The sequence below is a fragment of the Pseudomonas sp. BJa3 genome (genome assembly GCF_026343815.1).
GTDB lineage: Bacteria > Pseudomonadota > Gammaproteobacteria > Pseudomonadales > Pseudomonadaceae > Aquipseudomonas > Aquipseudomonas soli.
Window position 1 is genome coordinate 251,705 of the sequence record NZ_JAOXMC010000003.1, and the last position, 22,109, is coordinate 273,813.

Genomic DNA, 22,109 nt, shown 5'->3' on the forward strand with positions numbered 1-22,109 from the left:
TTCAACCCATTGAAATTCAATCCATGAAGGAGCGTCTCTCATGCCTATCATCAACAGCCAGGTCAAACCGTTCAACGCCACCGCCTACCACAACGGCGAGTTCGTCCAGGTCAGCGAAGCCGACCTGAAAGGCAAGTGGTCCGTCGTATTCTTCTACCCGGCCGACTTCACTTTCGTCTGCCCGACCGAACTGGGCGACCTGGCCGACAACTACGCCGAGTTCCAGAAACTGGGCGTGGAAATCTACGGCGTGTCCACCGACACCCACTTCACCCACAAAGCCTGGCACGACACTTCGGACACCATCGGCAAGATCAAGTACCCACTGATCGGTGACCCGACCCACGTCATCTCGCGCAACTTCGACGTGCTGATCGAGGAAGCCGGCCTGGCCGATCGCGGTACCTTCGTGATCAACCCGGAAGGCCAGATCAAGATCGTCGAACTGAACGACGGTGGTGTAGGCCGCGATGCTGCCGAGCTGCTGCGTAAAGTCAAAGCTGCCCAGTACGTTGCCGCTCACCCAGGCGAAGTCTGCCCGGCCAAGTGGAAAGAAGGCGAAGCCACTCTGGCACCGTCGCTGGACCTGGTCGGCAAGATCTAAGTCGATGCACACCCCGCGGGCGGTAGACAGCCGCCAAAGCTGAAGCAGTTACCGCCCCGTAAAAACGCCCGGGCGACCTCGCCTGGGCGTTTTTGTATCTGAGTTTTGAAAAAGGAATCGCCCGTATGTTGGACGCCACGCTTAAATCGCAACTGAAAACCTACCTGGAGCGGGTCACCCAGCCGATCGAGATCGTTGCCTCCCTCGACGACGGCGCGAAGTCCCGCGAATTGCACGACCTGCTGGTGGAAATCGCCGGCCTGTCGAACCTGATTACCTTCAGCGCGGACGGCGCCGACACCCGTCGCCCTTCGTTCTCGCTGAACCGCCCGGGGTCTGATATCAGCCTGCGCTTCGCCGGCATCCCCATGGGCCACGAATTCACCTCCCTGGTGCTGGCGCTGCTGCAAGTCGGTGGCCATCCCTCCAAGGCCAGTGCCGAAGTGATCGAGCAGATCCAGGCGCTGGAAGGCGAGTTCACCTTCGAGACCTACTTCTCGCTGTCGTGCCAGAACTGCCCGGACGTGGTCCAGGCGCTGAACCTGATGGCGGTGCTCAACCCCAATGTGCGCCACGTCGCCATCGACGGCGCGTTGTTCCAGGATGAAGTTGAAGCCCGCAAGGTCATGGCCGTGCCGAGCATCTACCTGAACGGCGAAGTGTTCGGCCAGGGCCGCATGGGCCTGGAAGAGATTCTTGGCAAGATCGACACCAATGCCGGCGCCCGCCAGGCCGAGAAGATCAATGCCAAGGACGCCTTCGACGTGCTGGTGGTCGGCGGTGGCCCGGCCGGTGCCGCTGCAGCGATCTACGCCGCGCGCAAAGGCATCCGTACCGGTGTTGCTGCCGAGCGTTTCGGCGGCCAGGTGCTCGACACCCTGGCCATCGAGAACTTCATTTCGGTTCAGGAAACCGAAGGGCCGAAGCTGGCCACGGCCCTGGAAGAACACGTCAAGCAGTACGACGTCGACATCATGAACCTGCAGCGCGGCGAAGCGTTGATCCCGGCCGGCGACGGCGGCCTGCACGAAGTGCGCTTGGCCGGCGGCGCCTCGCTCAAGGCCAAGACCGTAATCTTGGCTACCGGTGCCCGCTGGCGTGAAATGAACGTGCCGGGCGAGCAGCAATACCGCGCTCGCGGCGTGGCCTACTGCCCGCACTGCGACGGCCCGCTGTTCAAGGGCAAGCGCGTGGCGGTGATCGGTGGCGGCAACTCCGGCGTGGAAGCGGCCATCGACCTGGCTGGTGTCGTTGCCCAGGTGACCCTGATCGAGTTCGACAGCAAGCTGCGTGCCGACGCCGTGTTGCAGCGCAAGCTGCACAGCCTGCCGAACGTCAAGGTGATCACCAGCGCGCTGACCACCGAAGTGGTCGGCGACGGTGAAAAGGTCACCGGCCTGCGCTACAAGGACCGCAGCACCGAGGCGCTGCATGACCTGGCGCTGGAAGGCATCTTCGTGCAGATCGGCTTGCTGCCCAACACCGACTGGCTCAAGGGCACCGTGGAGCTGTCGCCGCGCGGCGAGATCATCGTCGACGCCAAGGGCCAGACCAGCATCCCGGGTGTGTTCGCCGCCGGTGACGTGACCACGGTGCCGTACAAGCAGATCGTCATCGCCGTGGGCGAGGGCGCCAAGGCTTCGCTGGCCGCCTTCGATCACTTGATCCGCACTTCGGCCCCGGCCTGACCGCCTGCGGTTGCAACGCTAGAACGCCGCCATCCCTTGGGGATGGCGGCGTTCTAATTTGTTTCGGCTGTCTCAGGCCGGCTTGCCCAAGGCCTCGTCGGTGGCCTTGCCACGCCCGCCCAGCCACACCAGCAGCAACCCGGTCGCCGCCAGCAGGCCACCGGCCATCGGCACCGCCGCGTAACCCAGGTCCAGGCTGATCACCGCGCCACCCAGAGCCGCGCCCACGGCATTGCCCAGGTTGAACGCGCCGACATTGATCGACGACGCCAGCCCCGGCGCTTCGGCCGCGGCGATCATCACCCGCATCTGCAGCGGCGGAACCACGGCGAAGGTGAATACCCCCCAGACCAGCAGCGCGAGCGCCGCGCCGACATGGCTGCCCAGTACCAGCGGCATCAGCAACATGATCGCCGCCAGTGCGCCGAGGAAGATCCTTGCGGCACCGTCCAGCGACCAGTCGGCCAGCTTGCCACCCAGGCTGTTGCCCAGGGTGAAGCCGACGCCAATCAGCACCAGGCCGAGGGTGACGAAACTGGCGGAGGCGCCGGTCAGCTCGGCGAGCACCGGCGCGACATAGGTGTACAGGGTGAACATGGCGCCTGCGCCGAGCACGGTGGTGGCCATGGCCAGCAGCACGTTGGGACGGGCGATTACCGCCAGCTCCTTGCGGACATGGGGCACGTTGCCGCGCTCGCCCTTGGGCAGCGCATACCACAGGGCGGCGATGGCCAGCAGGCCGAGCACTGCGGTGCCGGCAAAGGCCATGCGCCAGCCGACCTGCTGGCCGAGCCAGGTGGCGGCTGGCACACCGCCGATGTTGGCGATGGTCAGGCCCATGAACATGGTGGCCACCGCGCTGGCCTGCTTGTCCCGGGGCACCACGCTGGCGGCCACCACCGCGCCCAGGCCGAAGAAGGCGCCATGGTTGAGGCTGGTGATCAGGCGCGAGACAAGCAGGGTGTAGTAGTCCGGCGACAGCGCCGACAGCAGGTTGCCGAGGGTGAAGATGCCCATCAGCATCATCAGCGCGGCACGCTTGCCGAAGCGGCTGAACAGCAAGGTCATGATCGGCGCGCCGACCATGACGCCGATGGCATAGGCGGTGATCAGCATGCCGGCGCTGGGAATGCTGGCACCGACGCCGTCGGCGATCACCGGCAGCAGGCCCATGGGGGTGAACTCGGTGGTGCCGATGCCGAAGGCGCCGATGGCCAGGGCGAACAGCACCCGTCCGGGGGAAAGCGTGCTCATTGGGAGCTCCGAAAAAGCGGTTGAAATCAGGGAGGTGGGCCTCCATGCCCGAAGGATATCAGTCCCAGGCCGGCGCCAGGCCGTCCGGGCTGACTTCACGGCCGTCGCGCTCCAGGGTGGCGATGCGCGCCATGTCGTCGGCGTCCAGGCGCAGGCTCTGGGCGAGCAGGTTGCTGGCCAGGTTCTCGCGCTTGGTCGATGAAGGGATCACCGCGTAGCCCAGTTGCAATGCCCAGGCCAAGGCCACCTGGGCCACGGTGGCCTTGTGCTTGGCGGCGATTTGCGCCAGCAGCGGATCCTTCAGGACCTTGCCATAGGCCAGGGTCATGTAGGAGGTTGTGGTGATGCCTTGTTCCGCGAGGAAGGCGCTGAGCTTGCGGTTTTGCAGGTACGGGCTGAGCTCGATCTGGTTGGTGGCGATCTCGCCCTGGCCGACCACGGCGATGGCCTGGCGGGTCAGTTCGATGTTGAAGTTGGAGATGCCGATCTGGCGGGTCAGGCCCTGGCGCTTGGCCTCGGCCAGGGCCTGCATGTATTCGGGCAGCTCGACGCCATTGCCTGGTGCGGGCCAGTGGATCAGCAGCAGGTCGACATGCTCGGTGCGCAGCTTGGCCAGGCTCTCGCGCAAGCTGGGGATCAGTTTGTCGGCGGCGTAGTTGTCGACCCAGATCTTGGTGGTGATGAACAATTCGTCGCGCGGCACGCCGCTTTCGGCGATGGCCTGGCCGACCTCGGCCTCGTTCTTGTAGATCTGCGCGGTGTCGATGGCGCGGTAGCCCAGCTCCAGCGCCGACTTGACCGAGTCGATGACGGCCTGGCCGGTGAGGCGGAAGGTACCCAGGCCAAAGGATGGAATGCTCATGGATGTGCTCCTGTCGAGTGAATGCTTGCAGTGTGCGCGGTTCGGCGGGATTGATTAAGGCCTCGGCAAAACAAGGTCCTTTGAGCTGGAGTCATGAATGCGGGGTTGGGTTGTGATCAGAGCGTGACAATAATGGCGTACACGCGTGCGGCAGATACGCTGGATAGCACCGGCTTTGCTGGTGATCGCGGCCAGGCCAGGACTACCTGAGAATGTTGTGATTGAGCAAGTGCGGCTAGGCGGGGTCATGGCAGGATCGACGAAGCTGTGGCCTGCCGTATTTCCAGGAGCAACCTGATTTGTCAGTCAATGCCCTTTACCAGCAGCGGTTCGAGACCGTGCTTGCCTATATCGAGGACAACCTTGAAGGTGACCTGTCGGTGGAAACCTTGAGCGCTGTGGCACATTTTTCGGCGTTTCATTTTCACCGTCAGTTCAGTGCCTATGTGGGTGTCCCGGTTGCCCGTTATGTGCAACTGATGCGCCTGCGCCGTGCCGCGCATCGGTTGCTCGGCCAGCCCGAACACTCGGTGCTGGACGCGGCCCTGGCGGCGGGGTTCGAAAGCCCCGAGGCATTCAGCAGGGCGTTCAGGCGGGCCTTTGGGCATGCGCCCAGCGCGTTTCGCCGCCGGCCGGACTGGCAGGTATGGAATACGGTGTTTGCCATTCCTCATTTTTCCAGGAGCATCACCATGCAGGTACGAATCGTCGATTTCGCCGCCGTGCGCCTTGCCGCGCTCGAACATCGGGGGCCGCCGAGCCAGGTCAGCGAAAGCGTGCGCCGGTTTATCGACTGGCGCATGAGCAGCGGGCAATCGCCCGTGGCCAGCAGCCGCAGCTTCGGCATCCCCTACAATAATCCGGACACTACCGCGCCGGAAGACTTCCGCTTTGCCATCTGCGGGGAAATCCACGAGGCCGTGGTGCCGAACGTTCAGGGCGTGCGGGAGTCGAGCCTGCCTGCGGGGCGCTGCGCGGTGGTGCGGCATGTCGGCTCGCCGGATCATATCGGCGAGACGATCTACCCGATCTATCGTGATTGGCTACCGGGCAGTGGCGAGGAGTTGCGCGATCATCCGCTGTTCTTCCACTACCTGAGCATCTATCCGCAGACGCCGCTGGAACAATGGCAGACGGATATCTACGTGCCGATACGCTGAGCGCCAAGGCCGAGTGCAGACGAGCCCGCTTCTGCAGTCCTTGCAGGGGGGGGCTTGTCTGCGCGGCGGCGCCTCGGTCAGTCGTGGATCTTCGCCGGGTCGGTTTGCAACTGCCACAGCCCGGCATGGGCCGCCAGTTGCGCGTCGAGGTCGTACTGGCTGCCGTTGCGCCGGGCCTTCTCATCGGTCTTGAACAGATCGTCGAGCAGGTTCAGCAGGTTGCGCGAGCGGCTCACCGACTCGGGCGTGCTGACATCGGACTCAAGCTTGCCACCCTCGTAGGTGAGCACGCGCTTGGTGCTGGTGGCCTCCTGGGTGGCCTTGGCTTCCTTGAGCACATTGTCGACGAACGACAATTCGGTGGTGCTGCTCGCCGTTTCGCTGAGCGTGTGGTAACGGTAGTTCTTCTCGTCGAACGGATCCGCTTCGGTGAGCTTGGCAGCGGACGACAGGCTCGAATGCCAGGCGGCATCCAGCTTGGCCTCCTGGCGTTGCTGACGGGCGATGGTGGTGCCTTGGCCACTGGTCGAGGTCGATTGCGACACCTGGTAGGCGAAGCGGTCTTCCTCGTCCAGGCGCCGTGCGTTCGGGCGGCTGGACGGTTGCACGATCGAGGCCTTGAAGTCGGCCAGGCCGCTGAGCAACGCACGGCTGTAGGTGTTCACCGCGTCGTTATGGCCCGCCGGGCGCGGGCTGTTGTCGTCGATGCTGTTCAGTTGGCTGAAGGCATCCTTGAGCAGCGAGGTCAGTTGCGCATCGCCCTTGCCGCGCTTCTGCGCCTCGTCGAACTGGGTCAGGTAGTTGTCCAGGGCGGCCTGGCGCTGGGCCTTGCCGCCCAGCAGCGCGCCGCCCTGGGAGTCGAGGTCCAGCTGCACCTGGCCACTCGGGCCATCGAGTTTCAGGCTGCGGGTGGAGCCGTCCAGGCGCAGGTCGAAGGTCTGTTGCCCACCACTGGGCAAGTCCAGCTTGGCATTCATTTGCAGGCCGCTGAACAGGTTCGGATCGAGCTTGACCAGCGAGCCGAGCTGCAGGCTCGGCGGTTGCCGGGTCAAACCATTGATCGCCGACTGGAAACCGTCGGCCAGGGCGGCCAAGCCCTTGAGCTCGTTGGCGTTGAGCTCGCCGCCCTGGACTTCGGCGTCGACCGCCAGGCCCCGCTCACCGTTGTACAAACCCAGTTTCACCGTGGCGCCGGAGGCGGTGGTGAGGCTGAGGGTGACGGTATTGCTGGCGAACTCGCGCAGGCGTGACTGCTGCAGGTTCAGCGGGGTGGTGTCGGTCTCGTTGACCTGCAGGGCTGACTGGGAGACGCGCTGGCCGCCGCTGGCCGCCAGCTGCTCCACCAGGGCGCTGCCCAGGCCCTGGAAGCGGGCGGCGGTGGAGGACGACTTGACCGCGCTGAACATGTACATGCTCAGCTTGTCCAGCCCGTCCTGTTCCCAGGTGTAGCTGGGCTGCGCGTTGTCCAGCGTGCCTCGCGAGGTGTAGGTCTCACTGTCGGGAACGCGGGTGTCCTGGCCCAGGATGACCTGGGTGCCTGGGGCGCTGGCGACGCTCGTGGGCTGGCGAACGATCAGGTTCTGCGTGGGAGCGGGTGGAGTTTGGATCGGCGTGAATCGCAGTGCCGAGGTGATTGGGCTCATCGTCGCTTTCCTTGCGGAGTGAAAAGGATATGCCTTGATATCGGCATGCCATCAGCAAACCTGAGTGAACATTCGGATTTTTCCTCGGCCTATCCGGAATGGTCGTCTTGCCGGCGCAGAAACGAATCGGCCCGCCAGAAGGCGGGCCGGGAGTACTGCAAGCGACGATCAGCGGCGGCGGAACAGCGGCAGCGGTTCGTCGGTGGCGCCCTGGTAGGTCACCGAGAAGTCCTTCAGGCTCTGCAGCGCGTCTTCCGGGTCCTTGTCGGCACGGATGGCGAACGCGTCGAAACCGCAGCGGGCCATGTAGAACAGCTGGTCGCGCAGCACGTCGCCAATGGCGCGCAGCTCGCCCTTGAACTTGTAGCGGTCACGCAGCAGGCGCGCATTGGAGTAGCTGCGCCCGTCGGTGAAGGCCGGGAAGTTAAGGGCGATCACCTGGAAGTGCTCGACGTGCTCGCCGATTTCCTCGGCTTCTTCGTCGCTGTCCAGCCAGATGCCCAGGCCGCCGTCGCGGGCCTTGAGCAGGCTCGGATGGTCGCGCCACAGCTGCAGCGGCACGATGTAGTCGTCGCAGTTGGTCAGTTCGTCGATCGATACGTCCTTGGGCAGCAGGTGCCAGGTTTCGTCGACGATCTGGTTGTTCTTAATGATTCGCTGCATAGACGCGTTCCTTGAAGGGGTCGATGCCGATCCGCTGGTAGGTATCGATGAAGCGTTCGTCTTCAGTGCGTTGCTCGACGTACACATTGATCAACTTTTCAATCACGTCGGCCATGTCGTCCTGGGCGAAGGAGGGGCCGAGGATCTTGCCCAGGCTCGCATCGCGGGCAGCGTTGCCGCCCAGCGAGACCTGATAGAACTCCTCGCCCTTCTTGTCCACGCCAAGGATGCCAATGTGGCCGACGTGGTGGTGGCCGCAGGCGTTCATGCAGCCGGAGATATTCAGGTCGAGCTCGCCGATGTCGAACAGGTAGTCCAGGTCGTCGAAGCGGCGCTGGATGGATTCGGCGATCGGGATCGACTTGGCGTTGGCCAGCGAGCAGAAGTCACCGCCCGGGCAGCAGATGATGTCGGTCAGCAGGCCGATGTTCGGGGTGGCGAAGCCTTGCTCGCGCAGTTCCAGCCACAACGCGTGCAGCTGACGCTGCTCGACGTCGGCGAGGATGATGTTCTGCTCGTGGGAGGTGCGCAGGTAGCCGAAGCTGTAGCGCTCGGCCAGGTCGGCGACCGCGTCGAGCTGCTTGTCGGTCAGGTCGCCCGGGGCGACGCCGGTGGGCTTGAGCGACAGGGTCACGGCAACATAGCCCGGCTTCTTGTGCGCGCGGGTGTTGCGCGAGCGCCAGCGGGCAAAGCCCGGGTGCTCGGCGTCCAACGCGCTGAAGTCGGTGTTGTCCAGGGCCAGGTACTCAGGGTCGACGAAGTGGCGGGCGACGCGCTGTACTTCGGCCTCGGTCAGGGTGGTGTTGCCGCCACGCAGGTGGACCATCTCGGCCTCGACCTTCTCGGCGAACACTTCCGGGGTGAGGGCCTTGACCAAGATCTTGATCCGCGCCTTGTACTTGTTGTCACGACGGCCGTAACGGTTGTACACGCGCAGGATCGCGTCCAGGTAGCTGAGCAGGTCCTGCCAGGGCAGGAACTCGTTGATGAACGCGCCGATCACCGGGGTACGGCCCAGGCCGCCACCGACCAATACGCGGAAGCCCAGTTCGCCTGCGGCGTTACGCACCGGCTCCAGGCCGATGTCGTGCACCTCGATGGCGGCGCGGTCGTCGCTCGAACCATTGACGGCGATCTTGAACTTGCGCGGCAGGTAGGCGAATTCCGGGTGGAAGGTGGTCCACTGGCGGACGATTTCGCACCACGGGCGCGGGTCGACCAACTCGTCGGCGGCGACACCGGCGAACTGGTCGGTGGTGACGTTGCGCAGGCAGTTGCCGCTAGTCTGGATCGCGTGCATCTGCACGGTGGCCAGCTCAGCGAGAATGTCCGGGATGTCTTCCAGCGCCGGCCAGTTGTATTGCACGTTCTGGCGGGTGCTGATATGCGCGTAGCCCTTGTCGTAGTCGCGGGCGATTTTCGCCAGCATGCGGGCCTGGCGTGCGTTCAACTGGCCATAGGGCACGGCGACTCGCAACATCGGCGCGAAACGTTGGATATACAGGCCGTTCTGCAGGCGCAGAGGGCGGAATTCTTCTTCGCTCAGCTCACCGGCCAGGTAGCGGCGGGTCTGATCACGGAACTGCTTGACGCGGTCCTCGATGATCCGCTGATCGTACTCGTCGTATACGTACATATAAGTCCTGTCTCAGGCTGCATGCAGCTAATCGCGCGCACGGCCGCGCACTCCGGGTCGGAGCGGGGAAACGATAGCAGACTGGGTTTATGCGCTAAAGTGATGTTTTAGCATATGAAAAGAACTATTTGGACTAAGTGAGACTGACTGGCATTTGTCCGCTGCGGTACATCACGGGGCTATAATCCGGGGTTTGCTCCGCAGGGATGTAACAGCATGCTCAAGGCCTTGTGCCAGAGCCTGTGCCTGAGCCTGCCGCTGGCAGCTAGCGCACAGGCCGCTTCGGTGGTGTTTCTCAATCCAGGCTACTCCAACGAAACGTTCTGGGTTGACTATTCACGCTTCATGCAGGCCGCCGCCAGCGACCTCGGCATGACCTTGCGCGTGCAATATAGCGAGCGTCGCGCCGACCTGGCCCTTACTCAGGCCCGTGAGGTGCTGCAAGGACCACAGCGCCCGGACTACCTGGTGCTGGTCAACGAGCTGTACGTTGCCCCAGAGATCATCCGCTTGTCGCGAGGCACCGGAGTCAAGCTGTTCCTGGTCAACAACGGCCTCACCGACAGCCAGGCGCACAGTGTCCAGGCGCAGCCGGACAAATATCCTGAAGTGCTCGGCTCGTTGGTCAGCAACGACGAGGAGGCTGGTTACCAGATGCTCAAGGCGCTGGCGGCGCAACTGCCTGCCGCACCCGGGGCGGTCGACTTGCTGGTATTCGCCGGGGTCAAGACCACGCCGGCCTCGCAGTTGCGCGTGCAGGGCATGCGCCGGGCACTGGCCGAGTTCCCCCAGGTGCGCCTGCGCCAGGTGGTGTACGGCGGCTGGAGCCGCCAGCGTGCCTTCGAACAAGCGCAGATGCTGCTCGAGCGTTACCCCGACACCCGCCTGGTATGGTCAGCCAACGACCAGATGGCATTCGGTGCCATGCAGGCGTTCCAGGCACTAGGCAAGGTGCCCGGGCGCGATGTCCTGTTCAGTGCGGTCAATAGCTCGCCTGAGGCTCTGCGCGCGCGAATCGACGGGCGTTTGAGCGTACTCATGGGTGGGCATTTCACCTTGGGTGGCTGGGCCATGGTCATGCTGCACGATGACGCCCGAGGGCTGGCGGTAGGCCGCGATGGCCAGCGCGAGCACAGCGCGCCGGCTCTGCAACTGATCGACTCAGCCAAGGCGCGGCGCTGGCTCGAGTTGTTGGAGCAGGATGGCCATGGTATCGACTTCCACCGTTTCAGTGCCGAAGGGCGACCGGCAGATTTCCGCTACCCGTTTCTCACGTCACCCGTCGAGTATTGAAAGACCCTGCTTGAGCGAAGGGCATTGCTGGACTTAACTGCTGCTTGTGAAGTGCATTCCCATAACCACTACAAGAGGCAATGCAATGGGAAACTCTACCAAGGTCCGCAAAGCTGACAGCAGTGTCGATGCCTGGGCGATCCTCTGTCTGATCGTGCTGGTGGTGGTCACCGCGGTGTACTGGGTCAGCCATCAATAGCGGATAACTGCTCAAGACCGTGAGAAGCACCTGAACCGCCCGCGGAAGGGATATCCGCGGGCGGATTGCGTTTTGGCAAGCAGTATTGGCGGATTTGCCCTGTGATCAGCGCGCCGTCAGGTGCATCGCCAACTGCACCAGGCCGATCAGCACGAAGATGAAGATCAGCGTGAACACTGTCCCCATCACGATGAAATGGCTGGCCTTGCCATAGGTGAAGTCGCGGGCGCGGTTCTTGCCGCTTTGCACGCCAAACGCCGCGGCAAGGATGCTCTGCAGCATCTGCCAAAAGGTCGGTGGCTTGCCATGTTGGCTGTCGTCCATGAGTGGCTCCTGGGTTCAGAGGCAATCATCGACAGTGTAGGCGACTCAGGCCGATGCGATCGCCGGGCTTGCCTGTTCCTGGTCGTCCTGGGCCACCACCCGCTCGCACAACTCGATGATCTGCTCGCGCATCCAGCGGTTGGCCGGGTCCTGGTCGGTGCTCTCGTGCCAGTAGAGATGGGTCTCCAGCGGCGGAACTTCCACTGGCAGTGGCTGGTGGCGCAACTGGTGGCGGCGGGCGAAACGTTCGGGAACGGTCATCACCATGTCGGTCTGCTGTAGCACCTGGGAGGCCATCAGGTAGTGCTGCGAACGCAGGGCGACACGGCGTTGCACCCCCATTTTGCCAAGGGCCAGGTCCACATAGCCCAGGCCATTGCGGCGGCTGGAGATATGGATATGGGTCATGGCCAGGTAGCCGTCGAGAGTCAGCTTATCGTCGGCTTGGGGGTGACCGGGACGCATGGCGCAGACGTAGCGGTCCTGCATGAGCTTGACGTGCCGAACCTGTGGATCGGTGTTAAGCGGCGCGTCGACGGCGAAGTCCAGGCGCCCGGCGGCCAGCTCCTTTGTGGTTTCGCGGCGCTTGCACAGGAAACTCTCGATCACCAGGGCTGGGGCAAGCCGGCGCAGGCGCTGGAACAGCGGCGGCAGGATCACCGCTTCGGTAAGGTCGGTCATGCTGATGCGGAAGGTCTTGCTCGCCTGCAGCGGGGTGAAGATGCGGCTTTCCTGGACCGAGGTGCGCAGCAGCGACAGCGCGTTGCGTACCGGGCCGATGATGTTCTGCGCCATGGGCGTGGGCACCATGCCTTGGGCGGTGCGCACGAACAGCGGGTCGTTGAATGTCTCGCGCAACCGTGACAGGGCGTTGGAAACCGCCGGCTGGGTGATGCCGACGATCTGCCCGGCGCGCGTCAGGTTGGCTTCGGTGTAGATCGCGTCGAAGACGATGAACAGGTTGAGGTCGACCTTGCTGAGGTTCATGGGCGCCGCTCTTTGTTGGAGTTATGGATCGATCATATATTGGTTATGAATGTTTATACACGAAGAAAATAGACTAGGTGGATGAAGGGTGGCTGTTCTAGGCTCAGGTCCATGTTCTTCATTGACGGAAGGTAGCCCCGATGGATTTCGCCTATTCGCCCAAGGTCCAGGTACTGCGCGAACGCGTCAGCGCATTCATGGATGCATACGTCTACCCGGCCGAGCCGGTGTTCGAGCGCCAGGTAGCCGAGGGCGACCGCTGGCAGCCTACCGCTATCATGGAGGAGCTCAAGGCCAAGGCCCGCGAGGAAGGACTATGGAACCTGTTCCTGCCCGAATCCGAATATGGTGCAGGGCTGAGCAACCTTGAGTACGCGCCATTGGCCGAGATCATGGGCCGCTCGCTGCTGGGGCCCGAGCCGTTCAACTGCTCGGCGCCGGACACCGGCAACATGGAAGTGCTGGTGCGCTACGGCAGCGAGGCGCAGAAGCGCCAGTGGCTCGAGCCGCTGCTGCGCGGCGAAATCCGCTCTGCGTTCGCCATGACCGAGCCGGACGTGGCCTCTTCGGATGCCACCAACATGGCCGCCACCGCCGTGCGCGACGGTGACGAGTGGGTGATCAACGGCCGCAAGTGGTGGACCTCCGGCGCCTGTGACCCGCGCTGCAAGGTGATGATCTTCATGGGCCTGTCCAACCCCGATGGCCAGCGTCATCAACAGCACTCGATGATCCTGGTGCCCACCGACGCAGCCGGCGTGAAGATCGTCCGCCCACTGCCGGTGTTCGGCTACGACGACGCGCCACACGGCCATGCCGAAGTGTTGTTCGAGAACGTGCGAGTGCCTTACGAGAACGTGCTCCTCGGCGAAGGCCGTGGCTTCGAGATCGCCCAGGGCCGCCTCGGGCCTGGGCGCATCCACCATTGCATGCGTTCGATCGGCATGGCCGAGCGCGCCCTGGAGCTGATGTGCAAACGCTCGGTCGAGCGCACCGCCTTTGGCCGGCCGCTGGCGCGGCTGGGCGGCAACGTCGACAAGATCGCCGACTCGCGGATGGAGATCGACATGGCCCGGCTGCTGACCCTCAAGGCCGCCTACATGATGGACACCGTCGGCAACAAGGTGGCCCGCAGCGAGATCGCCCAGATCAAGGTGGTGGCGCCGAACGTTGCGCTGAAGGTAATCGACCGGGCCATCCAGATCCATGGCGGGGCAGGGGTGAGCGGTGATTTCCCCTTGGCCTACATGTATGCGATGCAGCGCACCCTGCGCCTGGCCGACGGACCGGATGAGGTGCACCGGGCGGCGATCGGCAAGTATGAGATTGGCAAGTATGTGCCGAAGGAGATGCTCCGTAGCGAGCGCTAGGGTTTCCTGCCTGGGTCGTGGTGGCTGATATTGACGACAGAAGACCCGCCGCAGCGGGTCCCCTCGTCAACTTTCAGCCCGGCGGACTCAGACCCCCGCCGCCAGCTTCGCACTCACCTGCCGACGACGATACGCGCTGTCGCGGCTGGCCAGCCACCAGTACAGCGGCGAGGTGATCGCCAGCCCCACCAGCCACGACAGGTCGGCGCCGTTGATGTGTGCGGACACCGGCCCGACATACAGCGGCGTGTTCATGAACGGGATCTGCACCACGATACCCACCGCGTAGGCAATCAGCGCCTGGGGGTTGTAGCGACCATAGATGCCACCGTCGATCTTGAAGATCGAGTCGATGTCGTAGTCGCCCTTGTGGATGACATAGAAGTCGATCAGGTTGATCGCCGTCCACGGCACCAGCACCACCAGCAACACCAGCACCATGTCGACGAAGTGGCCGATGAAGTCCGCCGAGGCGAACACCGCCACCACGCAGCAGGCCGCCAGCACGAGCAGCGACAGCACGGCGCGGCTCTTGGCAGTGGGGATCCAGCGGTAGGCGAAGGTCTGTACCAGGGTGATGATCGACAGCACCGCGCCGTACAGGTTGAGGGCGTTGTGGCTGATCACGCTGAGCAGGAACAGCACCAGCATCAGCGGGCCGAGGGTGCCGGTGGCAAGCTTGACCGCGTCCATGGTGTCCATCCCGGCAGGGATCGCCAGCACCGCCACCGCGCCGAAGATGAATGACAGGCTCGAGCCCAGGGCCGAGCCCAGGTAGGTGGTCCAGAAGGTCGAGGACACTTTCACGTCAGCCGGAAGGTAGCGCGAGTAATCCGACACGTAGGGCGCGAAGGCGATCTGCCACAGCGCCGCCAGGGACACGGTGGCCAGCCAGCCGGCCAGGTTGAAGCCGCCGCGGGTGAGGAAATCGTCGCTCTGCACATGGCTGAAGATGTAGCCGAAGCCGACCACGATGCCGATGCCCAGCACCCAGGTACCGATGCGGTTGAGCACGTGGATGAAGCGGTAGCCGATGATGCCGATGATGCCCGAGCCCAATGCACCGATGACGATGCCCACGGACACCGGCACCGTCTCGACCACGCCATGCAGCGACTTGCCGGCCAGGACGATGTTGGAGGCGAAGAAGCCGATGTACATCACCCCGGCGATGACCACCACCAGCAGGGCGCCGAGCGAACCGAACTGGGCGCGGCTCTGGATCATCTGCGGGATGCCCATCTGCGGGCCCTGGGCAGAGTGCAGGGCCATGAGCACGCCGCCTACCAGGTGGCCGACCAGGATCGCGACGATGCCCCAGACCAGATTGAGGTGAAACAGCTGCACGCCGAGTGCGCCGGTGACGATGGGCAGCGGCGCGATGTTGCCGCCGAACCACAGTGTGAACAGATCCCTTACCTTTCCATGGCGGTCTTGCGGCGGCACATAGCCGATCGTGTGTGGGGGGCCGAATTGGCTGCACTGGTCATGACTGACTCCAAGGCAAGGTGGGGCATCGGGGGAGGCCCGGGTGCGTGCCGGCAAGGGGCGACGCGTTCTTGTTGGAGCGATGATGCGGGGTGGGCGGGTATCGAGAAATTAGTAAATTTGTGCTCATGAGCCTTAAAAAACCTAAGGCTGGCAAACGCTTTGGTGTGGGCGGCGCAAGCTCGCCGGCATGACGCGCTGGCGCTGGGTGAACACGCCCGTGGCGCAACGGCTATGCTGTCTAGTGCGCGGGTTGAGTGGGGGAGCGCCTCATGGCGACGTTGGAGCGGGCCATCGCGATGGCCATCAAGGCACACGAAGGGCAGTTCGACAAAGGCGGGGCGGCTTACATCCTTCACCCACTGCGGGTGATGGGGCGGGTGATCACCCCCGAGCAGCGCATCGTCGCGGTGTTGCACGATGTGCTGGAAGACACGCCGCTGACCCTGGCCGACCTCGCCCGTGAAGGTTTCCCGCTGAAGATCCTCGCCGCGCTGCTGGCGCTGAGCCGGCGCGAGGGCGAGAGCTACGAGGCGTTCGTCATTCGCCTGGGTGTGGACCCCTTGGCGCGCCAGGTGAAGCTGGCGGACCTGGCCGACAACAGCGACCTTTCGCGCATCCCTTGCCCAGGCCCGGCCGATGTGGCCCGGCTGTGCCGGTACCAGCAGGCCAGCGCCTACCTGCAGACGCTGGCCTGAGGGCCTTTAGCCGCAGGCCTTGAGGTTGACCGGGCCGACGAAGGCGTTGCCGCGCCCCATCACGCATGCCACCTGCTGGTTGCGCTGCAGCTCCCAGGGCTGCGGCGGGTAGGTCTTGTTCCAGGCCTCGAACAACTGGCGGTCCTGTTTGGACAGGCGCAGGTCGTACTGCTTGCTCATGTAGAAGTAGGTGCGCGCGATCATCCCGCGGATCGACGGGCGAGGCATGACCTTCTTGGCCTTGAAGTCGACCTGGGTCAGGCAACTGCCGTACTGGCCATGCTGTTCGGGCAACCAGCCGAAGCTGAAGTTGCTGCGGTCGCCATTGACCTCGCCGATGCTCGGTACCAGGTTGTGCAGGTCGGCCTCGGCCCGCTGGTAGACCTTGTCGTGGCGCGAGCAGTTCTTGCGCCCGCCGTCCTGCCAGCACTGGCGCTGATGGCCGATCTGCCAGGCCGGGACAATATGCTCCCACTCGATGCGCGAGGCACGGTTGAGGTTCTTGCGCGGCGCATAGCCGCAGGACGCCAGGTCGACCTTGTTGCCCTGGTATTTGCAGCCGCAATAAAACTCGGTGGACTGCGGCGCGTACAGCTTCCAAGCGACCTTCTTGGCCTCCTGGAAGGTACGCGGGGCGTCGGCGTGGGCGAGGGGGTGGAGCAGCAGCAGGCAGGCAGCGAAAAGCGAAACTCTCATGTGCAATCAGTCTTCCTTGGGCACGGTCCAGAACACCTGCACGCCGCCATCGTCGCGGTGGGCGAGGGTGACGTTGTCGTTCTCGGCGATTTCCTCGAGCAGCGTGGCCCAGTCATCGGGCGATTCGTGCTCCAGGCGGAAGATCAGGGCGGCGCGGCTGCGCTGGGCGGTGGGGCTGTTGATGATCTTCTGGATGCGTTGACCCAGTAGTTCATAACTGCTTGGCGACGCTGGGGCGGGTTTGGCCACGGGGCTGTTCCTTGTTTTGCTGTATGCGCATACAGTATTTCACCGTAAGCCATTTCGCAACCGCAGGTAGGATGAAAGCCGTATAAGACCGTGGTAGAGGGATTGGTTCAATCGAAGACATCGCAGCGCCAGCCCGTTCCCACAAAGGTCATGTGTGCCTCGTGGGAGCGGGCTTGCCCCGCGATAGGGTCGGTATCTTCAACATACCAACCCGAAGTGCACGCCGATCAGTATTCCCAGAAGATCCGCTGCAGCTCTTTGCTGTCCTGGGTCTTGGTCATTGCGACCATTGCCAGGATCCGCGCCTTCTGCGGGTTCAGGTCATGGGCCACGACCCAGTCGTTCTTGTCGTCAGGTTGTTCGGCATTGCGCAGTACGAAGCCGCCCTGGTTAACGTGGGAGGAGCGGATGATCTGCACGCCGTCCTTACGCAGCTCCTGCAGCGCCGGCACCACGCGCGACGACACCGAGCCATTGCCGGTGCCGGCGTGGATGATCGCCTTGGCGCCGCCCTGGGCCAGCGCCTTGTAGGCGGTGTCGGTCACGTTGCCGTAGCCATAGGCGATATCCACGGCCGGCAGCTTGCTGATGGTCTTGATGTCGAACTCGGAGTTGACGGTGTGGCGCTTGGCCGGCAGGCGGAAGAAGTACGACTTGCCTTCGACCACCATGCCCAGCGGGCCCCACTGGCTCTTGAAGGCTTCGGTCTTGATATTGACCGCCTTGCTCACGTCACGGCCGGACTGGATCTCGTCGTTCATGGTTACCAGCACGCCCTTGCCGCGGGCGTCCTTGCTGCTGGCCACGGCCACGGCGTTGTACAGGTTGAGCATGCCGTCGGCGGACATCGCCGTGCCCGGACGCATCGAGCCGACCACGATGATCGGCTTGTCGGTCTTCTCTACCAGGTTGAGGAAGTAGGCGGTTTCTTCGAGGGTGTCGGTGCCGTGCGTGATGACGATGCCATCGACGTCCTTGCTGTCGGCCAGTTCGGCGACGCGCTTGCCCAACTTGAGCAGGTCGTCGTTGCCGATGCTTTCCGAGGCGACCTGCATCACCTGCTCGCCGCGCACGTTGGCCAGGTCTTTCAGCTCTGGCACGCCGGCGATCAGCTTGTCGATGCCTACCTTGGCGGCCTGGTAGGTGGCGCTGTTGGCCGCGCTGGCGCCAGCGCCGGCGATGGTGCCGCCGGTGGCTAGGATGACCACGTTGGCGAGCTTCTGTTGTTGCGCGGCTTCCTTGGCGGAAACGGTAGTCGGCAGTACCAGCAACAGCGCCAGGGCGCTCGGTGCGAAGGTCTTGATAGCGGATTTCATCATTTCTGCTTCTCTCTTCCACGGTGAGATGTGCGTTAAGTCGCACTGCAGTAAGGCAGATTTCGTACCATCAACTACCGTTCGTCGTATTTCATCTTGAAACCCTTGTCTGGACTGGAGGTACGCGATCCGACCAATTGGTCAAGTTGCGTGAGGTCATTCGGCTGGCCGAACGAGAGTAGGAAATGTGTTCGGTTTTTCGGACGAATTGCGGATAATCCCTCTTGCGTAGCTGCGGCTTCCTACGCGCTGGATTGACAAACCTGCGGCCTGTTTACATAGTTAGCCACCGCAAACGTTTGCGATCCGATAAAAACCACAAGATTCGGAGTCATTTCCATGAAGCTGCCGTTCTCTGGCCGTCCTCTGGCCCTCGCCGTTCTGTCGTCGCTGATATTCTCCCTGCCTGTCGCCCACGCCGAGGAGGCGCCCAAGGTCGCCCTGGTGATGAAATCCCTGGCCAACGAGTTCTTCCGCACCATGGAAGACGGCGCCAAGGATTATCAGAAAACCCATGCCAGCGAATTCCAGCTGGTCGCCAACGGCATCAAGAACGAGACCGATACTGGCGAGCAGATCCGTATCGTCGAGCAGATGGTCAACTCGGGCGCCAAGGCGCTGGTTATCGCCCCGGCCGACTCCAAGGCGCTGGTATCGGCGGTGAAGAAGGCCATGGACAAAGGCGTGATCGTGATCAACATCGATAATCGCCTCGACCCCGAAACCCTCAAGAGCAAGGGCATCAGCGTGCCGTTCGTAGGCCCGGACAACCGCAAGGGCGCGCGTATGGTCGGCGACTACCTGGCCCAGCAAAAGCTCAAGGCCGGTGACCAGGTCGGCATCATCGAAGGCGTGCCGACCACCACCAATGCCCAGCAGCGCACCGCTGGTTTCAAGGACGCCATGGAAGCCGCGCAGATGAAGATCGTCTCGGTGCAATCCGGCAACTGGGAGATCGACAAGGGCAACGCCGTTGCCGCCTCGATGCTCAACGAATATCCCGATTTGAAGGCGCTGCTGGCCGGCAACGACAGCATGGCCCTGGGCGCGGTCTCGGCCGTGCGCGCCGCCGGCAAGACCGGCCAGGTGCAGGTGGTTGGCTACGACAACATCAAGGCCATCGAACCGATGCTCAAGGATGGCCGTGTGCTGGCCACCCTCGACCAGGCTGCCAGCGAGCAGGCGGTGTTCGGCATCCAAGCGGCGCTGAAGATGCTCAAGGGCGAGCAGCCCGGCGTGGATGCCGACAATGTCATCCAGACGCCAGTCAAGCTGATTACCAAGTGAAGTGATTTCGCGGGAGCGTGGCAGCGGGCTTGCCCCGCGATGGTGTCGCAAGGTACAGCCTGCCCTGGCGCCTCGCGGGGCAAGCCCGCTCCCACGAAAGCCCGCCTTCTAAACGTGTCATGCTTCGTCCTAGGAGAAAATGGCCATGTCAGTACCGGCCAATGAAACCGTGCTAGCCGTCAGCGGCCTGGGCAAGACCTACGCCCAGCCCGTACTCGGCGATGTCACCCTCGAGCTGCGCGGCGGCGAGGTGCTGGCCCTGACCGGCGAGAACGGCGCGGGCAAGTCGACCCTGTCCAAGCTGATCAGCGGCCTGGAGATCCCCACCACCGGGCAGATGCTCTATCGCGGCCAGCCCTACGCCCCCGGCAGCCGCGCCGAGGCCGAGCGTCTCGGCGTGCGCATGGTGATGCAGGAACTCAACCTGCTGCCGACGCTGACCGTGGCCGAGAACCTGTTCCTCGACAACCTGCCCAGCCGCCTCGGCTGGATCAGCCAGAAGCGCCTGCGCCAGCTGGCCACCGCAGCCATGGCCCAGGTCGGCCTGGATGCCATCGACCCGGACACCCCCGTCGGCGAGCTGGGCATCGGCCACCAGCAGATGGTCGAGATCGCCCGCAACCTGATCGGCGACTGCCATGTACTGATCTTCGACGAACCCACGGCCATGCTCACCGCCCGCGAGGTGGAGCTGCTGTTCACCCAGATCGAGCGCCTGCGCCAGCGCGGCGTGGCCATCGTGTATATCTCCCACCGCCTCGAAGAACTGCAGCAGGTGGCCCAGCGCATCGCCGTGCTGCGCGACGGCAAGCTGGTGTGCGCCGAGCCGATCCAGCGCTACAACAGCGAGCAACTGGTCAACCTGATGGTCGGCCGCGAGCTGGGCGAGCATATCGACCTGGGCCAGCGCACGATCGGTGCGCCACTGCTCAAGGTCGACAGGCTCAGCCGGGGCGACAAGGTCCGCGAGGTGTCGCTCGAGGTCAGGGCAGGGGAGATCTTCGGTATCTCAGGCCTGATCGGTGCCGGGCGCACCGAGCTGCTGCGCCTGATCTACGGCGCCGACCGCGCCGACAGCGGCCAGGTCGCCCTCGGCCAGCCGCCGGTACCGGTGACCATCGATTCGCCCAAGGCGGCGGTCAAGGCTGGCATTGCGCTGATTACCGAGGACCGCAAGGGCGAAGGCCTGCTGCTGAGCCAGTCGATCAGCGCCAATATTGCCCTGGGCAACCTCGGCGCTGTGTCCCGTGCCGGCGTGCTCGACGCCGACGCCGAGCGTGAGCTGGCCGAGCGTCAGATCGGCGCCATGCGCATCCGCAGCGCCAGCCCCGCCCAGGCCGTGGGCGAGCTGTCCGGCGGCAACCAGCAGAAGGTGGTGATCGGCCGCTGGCTGGAGCGCGACTGCCAGGTACTGTTGTTCGACGAGCCGACCCGCGGCATCGACGTCGGTGCCAAGTTCGACATCTACGGCCTGCTCGCCGAGCTCGCCCGCCAAGGTAAGGCCCTGGTGGTGGTGTCCAGCGACCTGCGCGAGCTGATGCTGATCTGCGACCGTATCGCCGTGCTCAGCGCCGGCCGCCTGATCGACACCTTCGAGCGCGATCATTGGACCCAGGACCAACTGCTTGCCGCCGCCTTCGCCGGCTACCAGAAACGTGATGCCCTGCTGCACGACGCAGCTCCCAGGATGGACGCATGAAAACCACAACAAACACCTCGGACGCCGCGCCAGTGCGCCGCAGCGGCACCTATTTCGGCCTGGGCACCTACCTCGGCCTGGCCGGCGCCTTGCTGGCGATGATCGTGCTGTTCTCGTTGCTGAGCAGCCACTTCCTGTCCTATGCCACCTTCAGCACCCTGGCCAACCAGATCCCCGACCTGATGGTGCTGGCGGTGGGCATGACCTTCGTGCTGATCATCGGCGGCATCGACCTGTCGGTCGGCTCGGTACTGGCCCTGGCGGCCTCGGCCGTCAGCGTGGCGATCCTCGGCTGGGGCTGGGGCGTGCTGCCCGCCGCCTTGCTCGGCATGGCCGTGGCGGCCTTGGCCGGCACCGTCACCGGCAGCATCACCGTGGCCTGGCGCATCCCTTCGTTCATCGTCTCGCTGGGCGTGCTGGAAATGGCCCGTGGCCTGGCGTACCAGTTCACCGATTCGCGTACCGCGTATATCGGCGATGCCTTCGCCTGGTTCTCCAACCCGATCGCCTTCGGCATTTCCCCGGCCTTCATCATCGCCTTGCTGGTGATCGTGCTGGCCCAACTGGTGCTGACCCGTACTGTGTTCGGCCGCTACCTGATCGGTATCGGCACCAACGAAGAGGCCGTGCGCCTGGCCGGTATCGACCCGCGCCCCTACAAGATCCTGGTGTTCGCCCTGATGGGCGTGCTCGCCGGTCTTGCCGCGCTGTTCCAGATCTCGCGCCTGGAGGCCGCCGACCCCAATGCCGGCTCGGGCATGGAGCTGCAGGTGATCGCTGCCGTGGTGATCGGCGGCACCAGCCTGATGGGCGGGCGCGGCTCGGTCATCAGCACCTTCTTCGGCGTGCTGATCATTTCGGTGCTGGCCGCCGGCCTGGCCCAGATCGGCGCCTCTGAGCCGACCAAACGTATCATCACCGGGGCGGTCATCGTCATCGCCGTGGTACTCGACACTTATCGCAGCCGGCGTGCGAACCGGCGGAACTGAAACC

At 64.0% G+C, this 22,109-nt stretch carries 19 protein-coding genes and 1 pseudogene; 9 read left to right on the top strand and 11 right to left on the bottom strand.

The genetic code is table 11. The annotated features are described in order from the left end of the window. The first annotated feature begins 40 nt into the window (after positions 1-40). Both ahpC and ahpF read left to right on the top strand, forming a co-directional pair. Positions 41-604, top strand: a complete 564-nt coding sequence (ahpC, locus tag OH705_RS04745) for an alkyl hydroperoxide reductase subunit C (RefSeq protein WP_023631141.1) — start codon at positions 41-43, stop codon at positions 602-604. A 125-nt stretch (positions 605-729) separates the two neighbouring features. Beyond that, positions 730-2,292, top strand: coding sequence for an alkyl hydroperoxide reductase subunit F (gene ahpF / locus OH705_RS04750; protein ID WP_110604506.1), 1,563 nt, complete (start codon positions 730-732; stop codon positions 2,290-2,292). A gap of 72 nt (positions 2,293-2,364) precedes the next feature. Here the strand turns inward: ahpF and OH705_RS04755 are convergent, their stop codons facing one another. Together OH705_RS04755 and dkgB are read right to left on the bottom strand one after the other, a co-directional pair. Beyond that, positions 2,365-3,546 (bottom strand): MFS transporter, encoded by a 1,182-nt coding sequence (locus OH705_RS04755; protein ID WP_094011397.1) that lies wholly within the window; start codon positions 3,544-3,546, stop codon positions 2,365-2,367. A 58-nt stretch (positions 3,547-3,604) separates the two neighbouring features. Next, complete coding sequence (dkgB, locus tag OH705_RS04760) at positions 3,605-4,408, bottom strand: 2,5-didehydrogluconate reductase DkgB (RefSeq protein WP_094011398.1); 804 nt, start codon at positions 4,406-4,408, stop codon at positions 3,605-3,607. A gap of 299 nt (positions 4,409-4,707) precedes the next feature. On the opposite strand from dkgB, the gene OH705_RS04765 reads away from it, so the two are divergent. Continuing rightward, positions 4,708-5,568, top strand: a complete 861-nt coding sequence (locus tag OH705_RS04765; RefSeq protein ID WP_256586239.1) for an AraC family transcriptional regulator — start codon at positions 4,708-4,710, stop codon at positions 5,566-5,568. Positions 5,569-5,645: 77 nt separating this feature from the next. Here the strand turns inward: OH705_RS04765 and OH705_RS04770 are convergent, their stop codons facing one another. From OH705_RS04770 to OH705_RS04780, 3 genes are all read right to left on the bottom strand, one after another. After that, positions 5,646-7,211 carry a hypothetical protein gene (locus OH705_RS04770; protein ID WP_094011400.1) on the bottom strand — a complete coding sequence of 522 codons (1,566 nt, stop codon included), beginning with the start codon at positions 7,209-7,211 and terminating at the stop codon, positions 5,646-5,648. Positions 7,212-7,379: 168 nt separating this feature from the next. After that, positions 7,380-7,874, bottom strand: coding sequence for a DUF934 domain-containing protein (locus OH705_RS04775; RefSeq protein WP_023629994.1), 495 nt, complete (start codon positions 7,872-7,874; stop codon positions 7,380-7,382). Then, complete coding sequence (locus tag OH705_RS04780) at positions 7,858-9,510, bottom strand: nitrite/sulfite reductase (protein ID WP_023629995.1); 1,653 nt, start codon at positions 9,508-9,510, stop codon at positions 7,858-7,860. The genes OH705_RS04775 and OH705_RS04780 overlap by 17 nt, the downstream gene beginning before the upstream one ends. 216 nt (positions 9,511-9,726) lie before the next feature. On the opposite strand from OH705_RS04780, the gene OH705_RS04785 reads away from it, so the two are divergent. Further along, complete coding sequence (locus OH705_RS04785) at positions 9,727-10,803, top strand: ABC transporter substrate-binding protein (protein WP_267301187.1); 1,077 nt, start codon at positions 9,727-9,729, stop codon at positions 10,801-10,803. 304 nt (positions 10,804-11,107) lie between these two features. On the opposite strand, the gene OH705_RS04790 is transcribed toward OH705_RS04785, so the two are convergent. Both OH705_RS04790 and OH705_RS04795 read right to left on the bottom strand, forming a co-directional pair. Beyond that, positions 11,108-11,326, bottom strand: coding sequence for a DUF2970 domain-containing protein (locus tag OH705_RS04790; protein WP_094011402.1), 219 nt, complete (start codon positions 11,324-11,326; stop codon positions 11,108-11,110). Between the two features lie 45 nt (positions 11,327-11,371). Then, positions 11,372-12,313 (bottom strand): LysR family transcriptional regulator, encoded by a 942-nt coding sequence (locus OH705_RS04795; protein WP_023631014.1) that lies wholly within the window; start codon positions 12,311-12,313, stop codon positions 11,372-11,374. Between the two features lie 140 nt (positions 12,314-12,453). Between OH705_RS04795 and OH705_RS04800 the strand changes: the two genes are divergently transcribed. Continuing rightward, on the top strand, positions 12,454-13,683 hold the full coding sequence (locus OH705_RS04800; RefSeq protein WP_038706377.1) for an acyl-CoA dehydrogenase: 1,230 nt from the start codon (positions 12,454-12,456) through the stop codon (positions 13,681-13,683). Between the two features lie 87 nt (positions 13,684-13,770). Here OH705_RS04800 and OH705_RS04805 read toward each other — a convergent pair. Beyond that, a pseudogene (locus tag OH705_RS04805) lies at positions 13,771-15,173 on the bottom strand (purine-cytosine permease family protein). A gap of 270 nt (positions 15,174-15,443) precedes the next feature. Here OH705_RS04805 and OH705_RS04810 point away from each other — a divergent pair. Next, entirely contained in the window at positions 15,444-15,869 is a 426-nt protein-coding gene (locus OH705_RS04810) for a bifunctional (p)ppGpp synthetase/guanosine-3',5'-bis(diphosphate) 3'-pyrophosphohydrolase (RefSeq protein WP_023631215.1), read from the top strand. A gap of 6 nt (positions 15,870-15,875) precedes the next feature. On the opposite strand, the gene OH705_RS04815 is transcribed toward OH705_RS04810, so the two are convergent. From OH705_RS04815 to OH705_RS04825, 3 genes are all read right to left on the bottom strand, one after another. Continuing rightward, the gene (locus OH705_RS04815; protein WP_267301188.1) at positions 15,876-16,565 is read right to left on the bottom strand and encodes an endonuclease I family protein; all 690 of its coding nucleotides are present in this window, start codon (positions 16,563-16,565) and stop codon (positions 15,876-15,878) included. 6 nt (positions 16,566-16,571) lie between these two features. After that, complete coding sequence (locus OH705_RS04820) at positions 16,572-16,814, bottom strand: DUF1654 domain-containing protein (protein ID WP_046855153.1); 243 nt, start codon at positions 16,812-16,814, stop codon at positions 16,572-16,574. A 227-nt stretch (positions 16,815-17,041) separates the two neighbouring features. Beyond that, complete coding sequence (locus tag OH705_RS04825) at positions 17,042-18,130, bottom strand: asparaginase (RefSeq protein ID WP_094011449.1); 1,089 nt, start codon at positions 18,128-18,130, stop codon at positions 17,042-17,044. 339 nt (positions 18,131-18,469) lie between these two features. Here OH705_RS04825 and OH705_RS04830 point away from each other — a divergent pair, with 339 nt between their 5' ends. The 3 genes from OH705_RS04830 (at position 18,470) to OH705_RS04840 (ending at position 22,105) form a co-directional block, all read left to right on the top strand. After that, positions 18,470-19,417, top strand: a complete 948-nt coding sequence (locus OH705_RS04830) for a sugar ABC transporter substrate-binding protein (RefSeq protein WP_023631211.1) — start codon at positions 18,470-18,472, stop codon at positions 19,415-19,417. 145 nt (positions 19,418-19,562) lie between these two features. Beyond that, complete coding sequence (locus OH705_RS04835) at positions 19,563-21,116, top strand: sugar ABC transporter ATP-binding protein (protein WP_038707570.1); 1,554 nt, start codon at positions 19,563-19,565, stop codon at positions 21,114-21,116. Further along, a complete protein-coding gene (locus tag OH705_RS04840) occupies positions 21,113-22,105 on the top strand; it encodes an ABC transporter permease (RefSeq protein WP_038706376.1) in 993 nt (330 codons plus the stop codon). Before OH705_RS04835 ends, OH705_RS04840 begins: the two co-directional genes overlap by 4 nt. Positions 22,106-22,109: the final 4 nt, after the last annotated feature.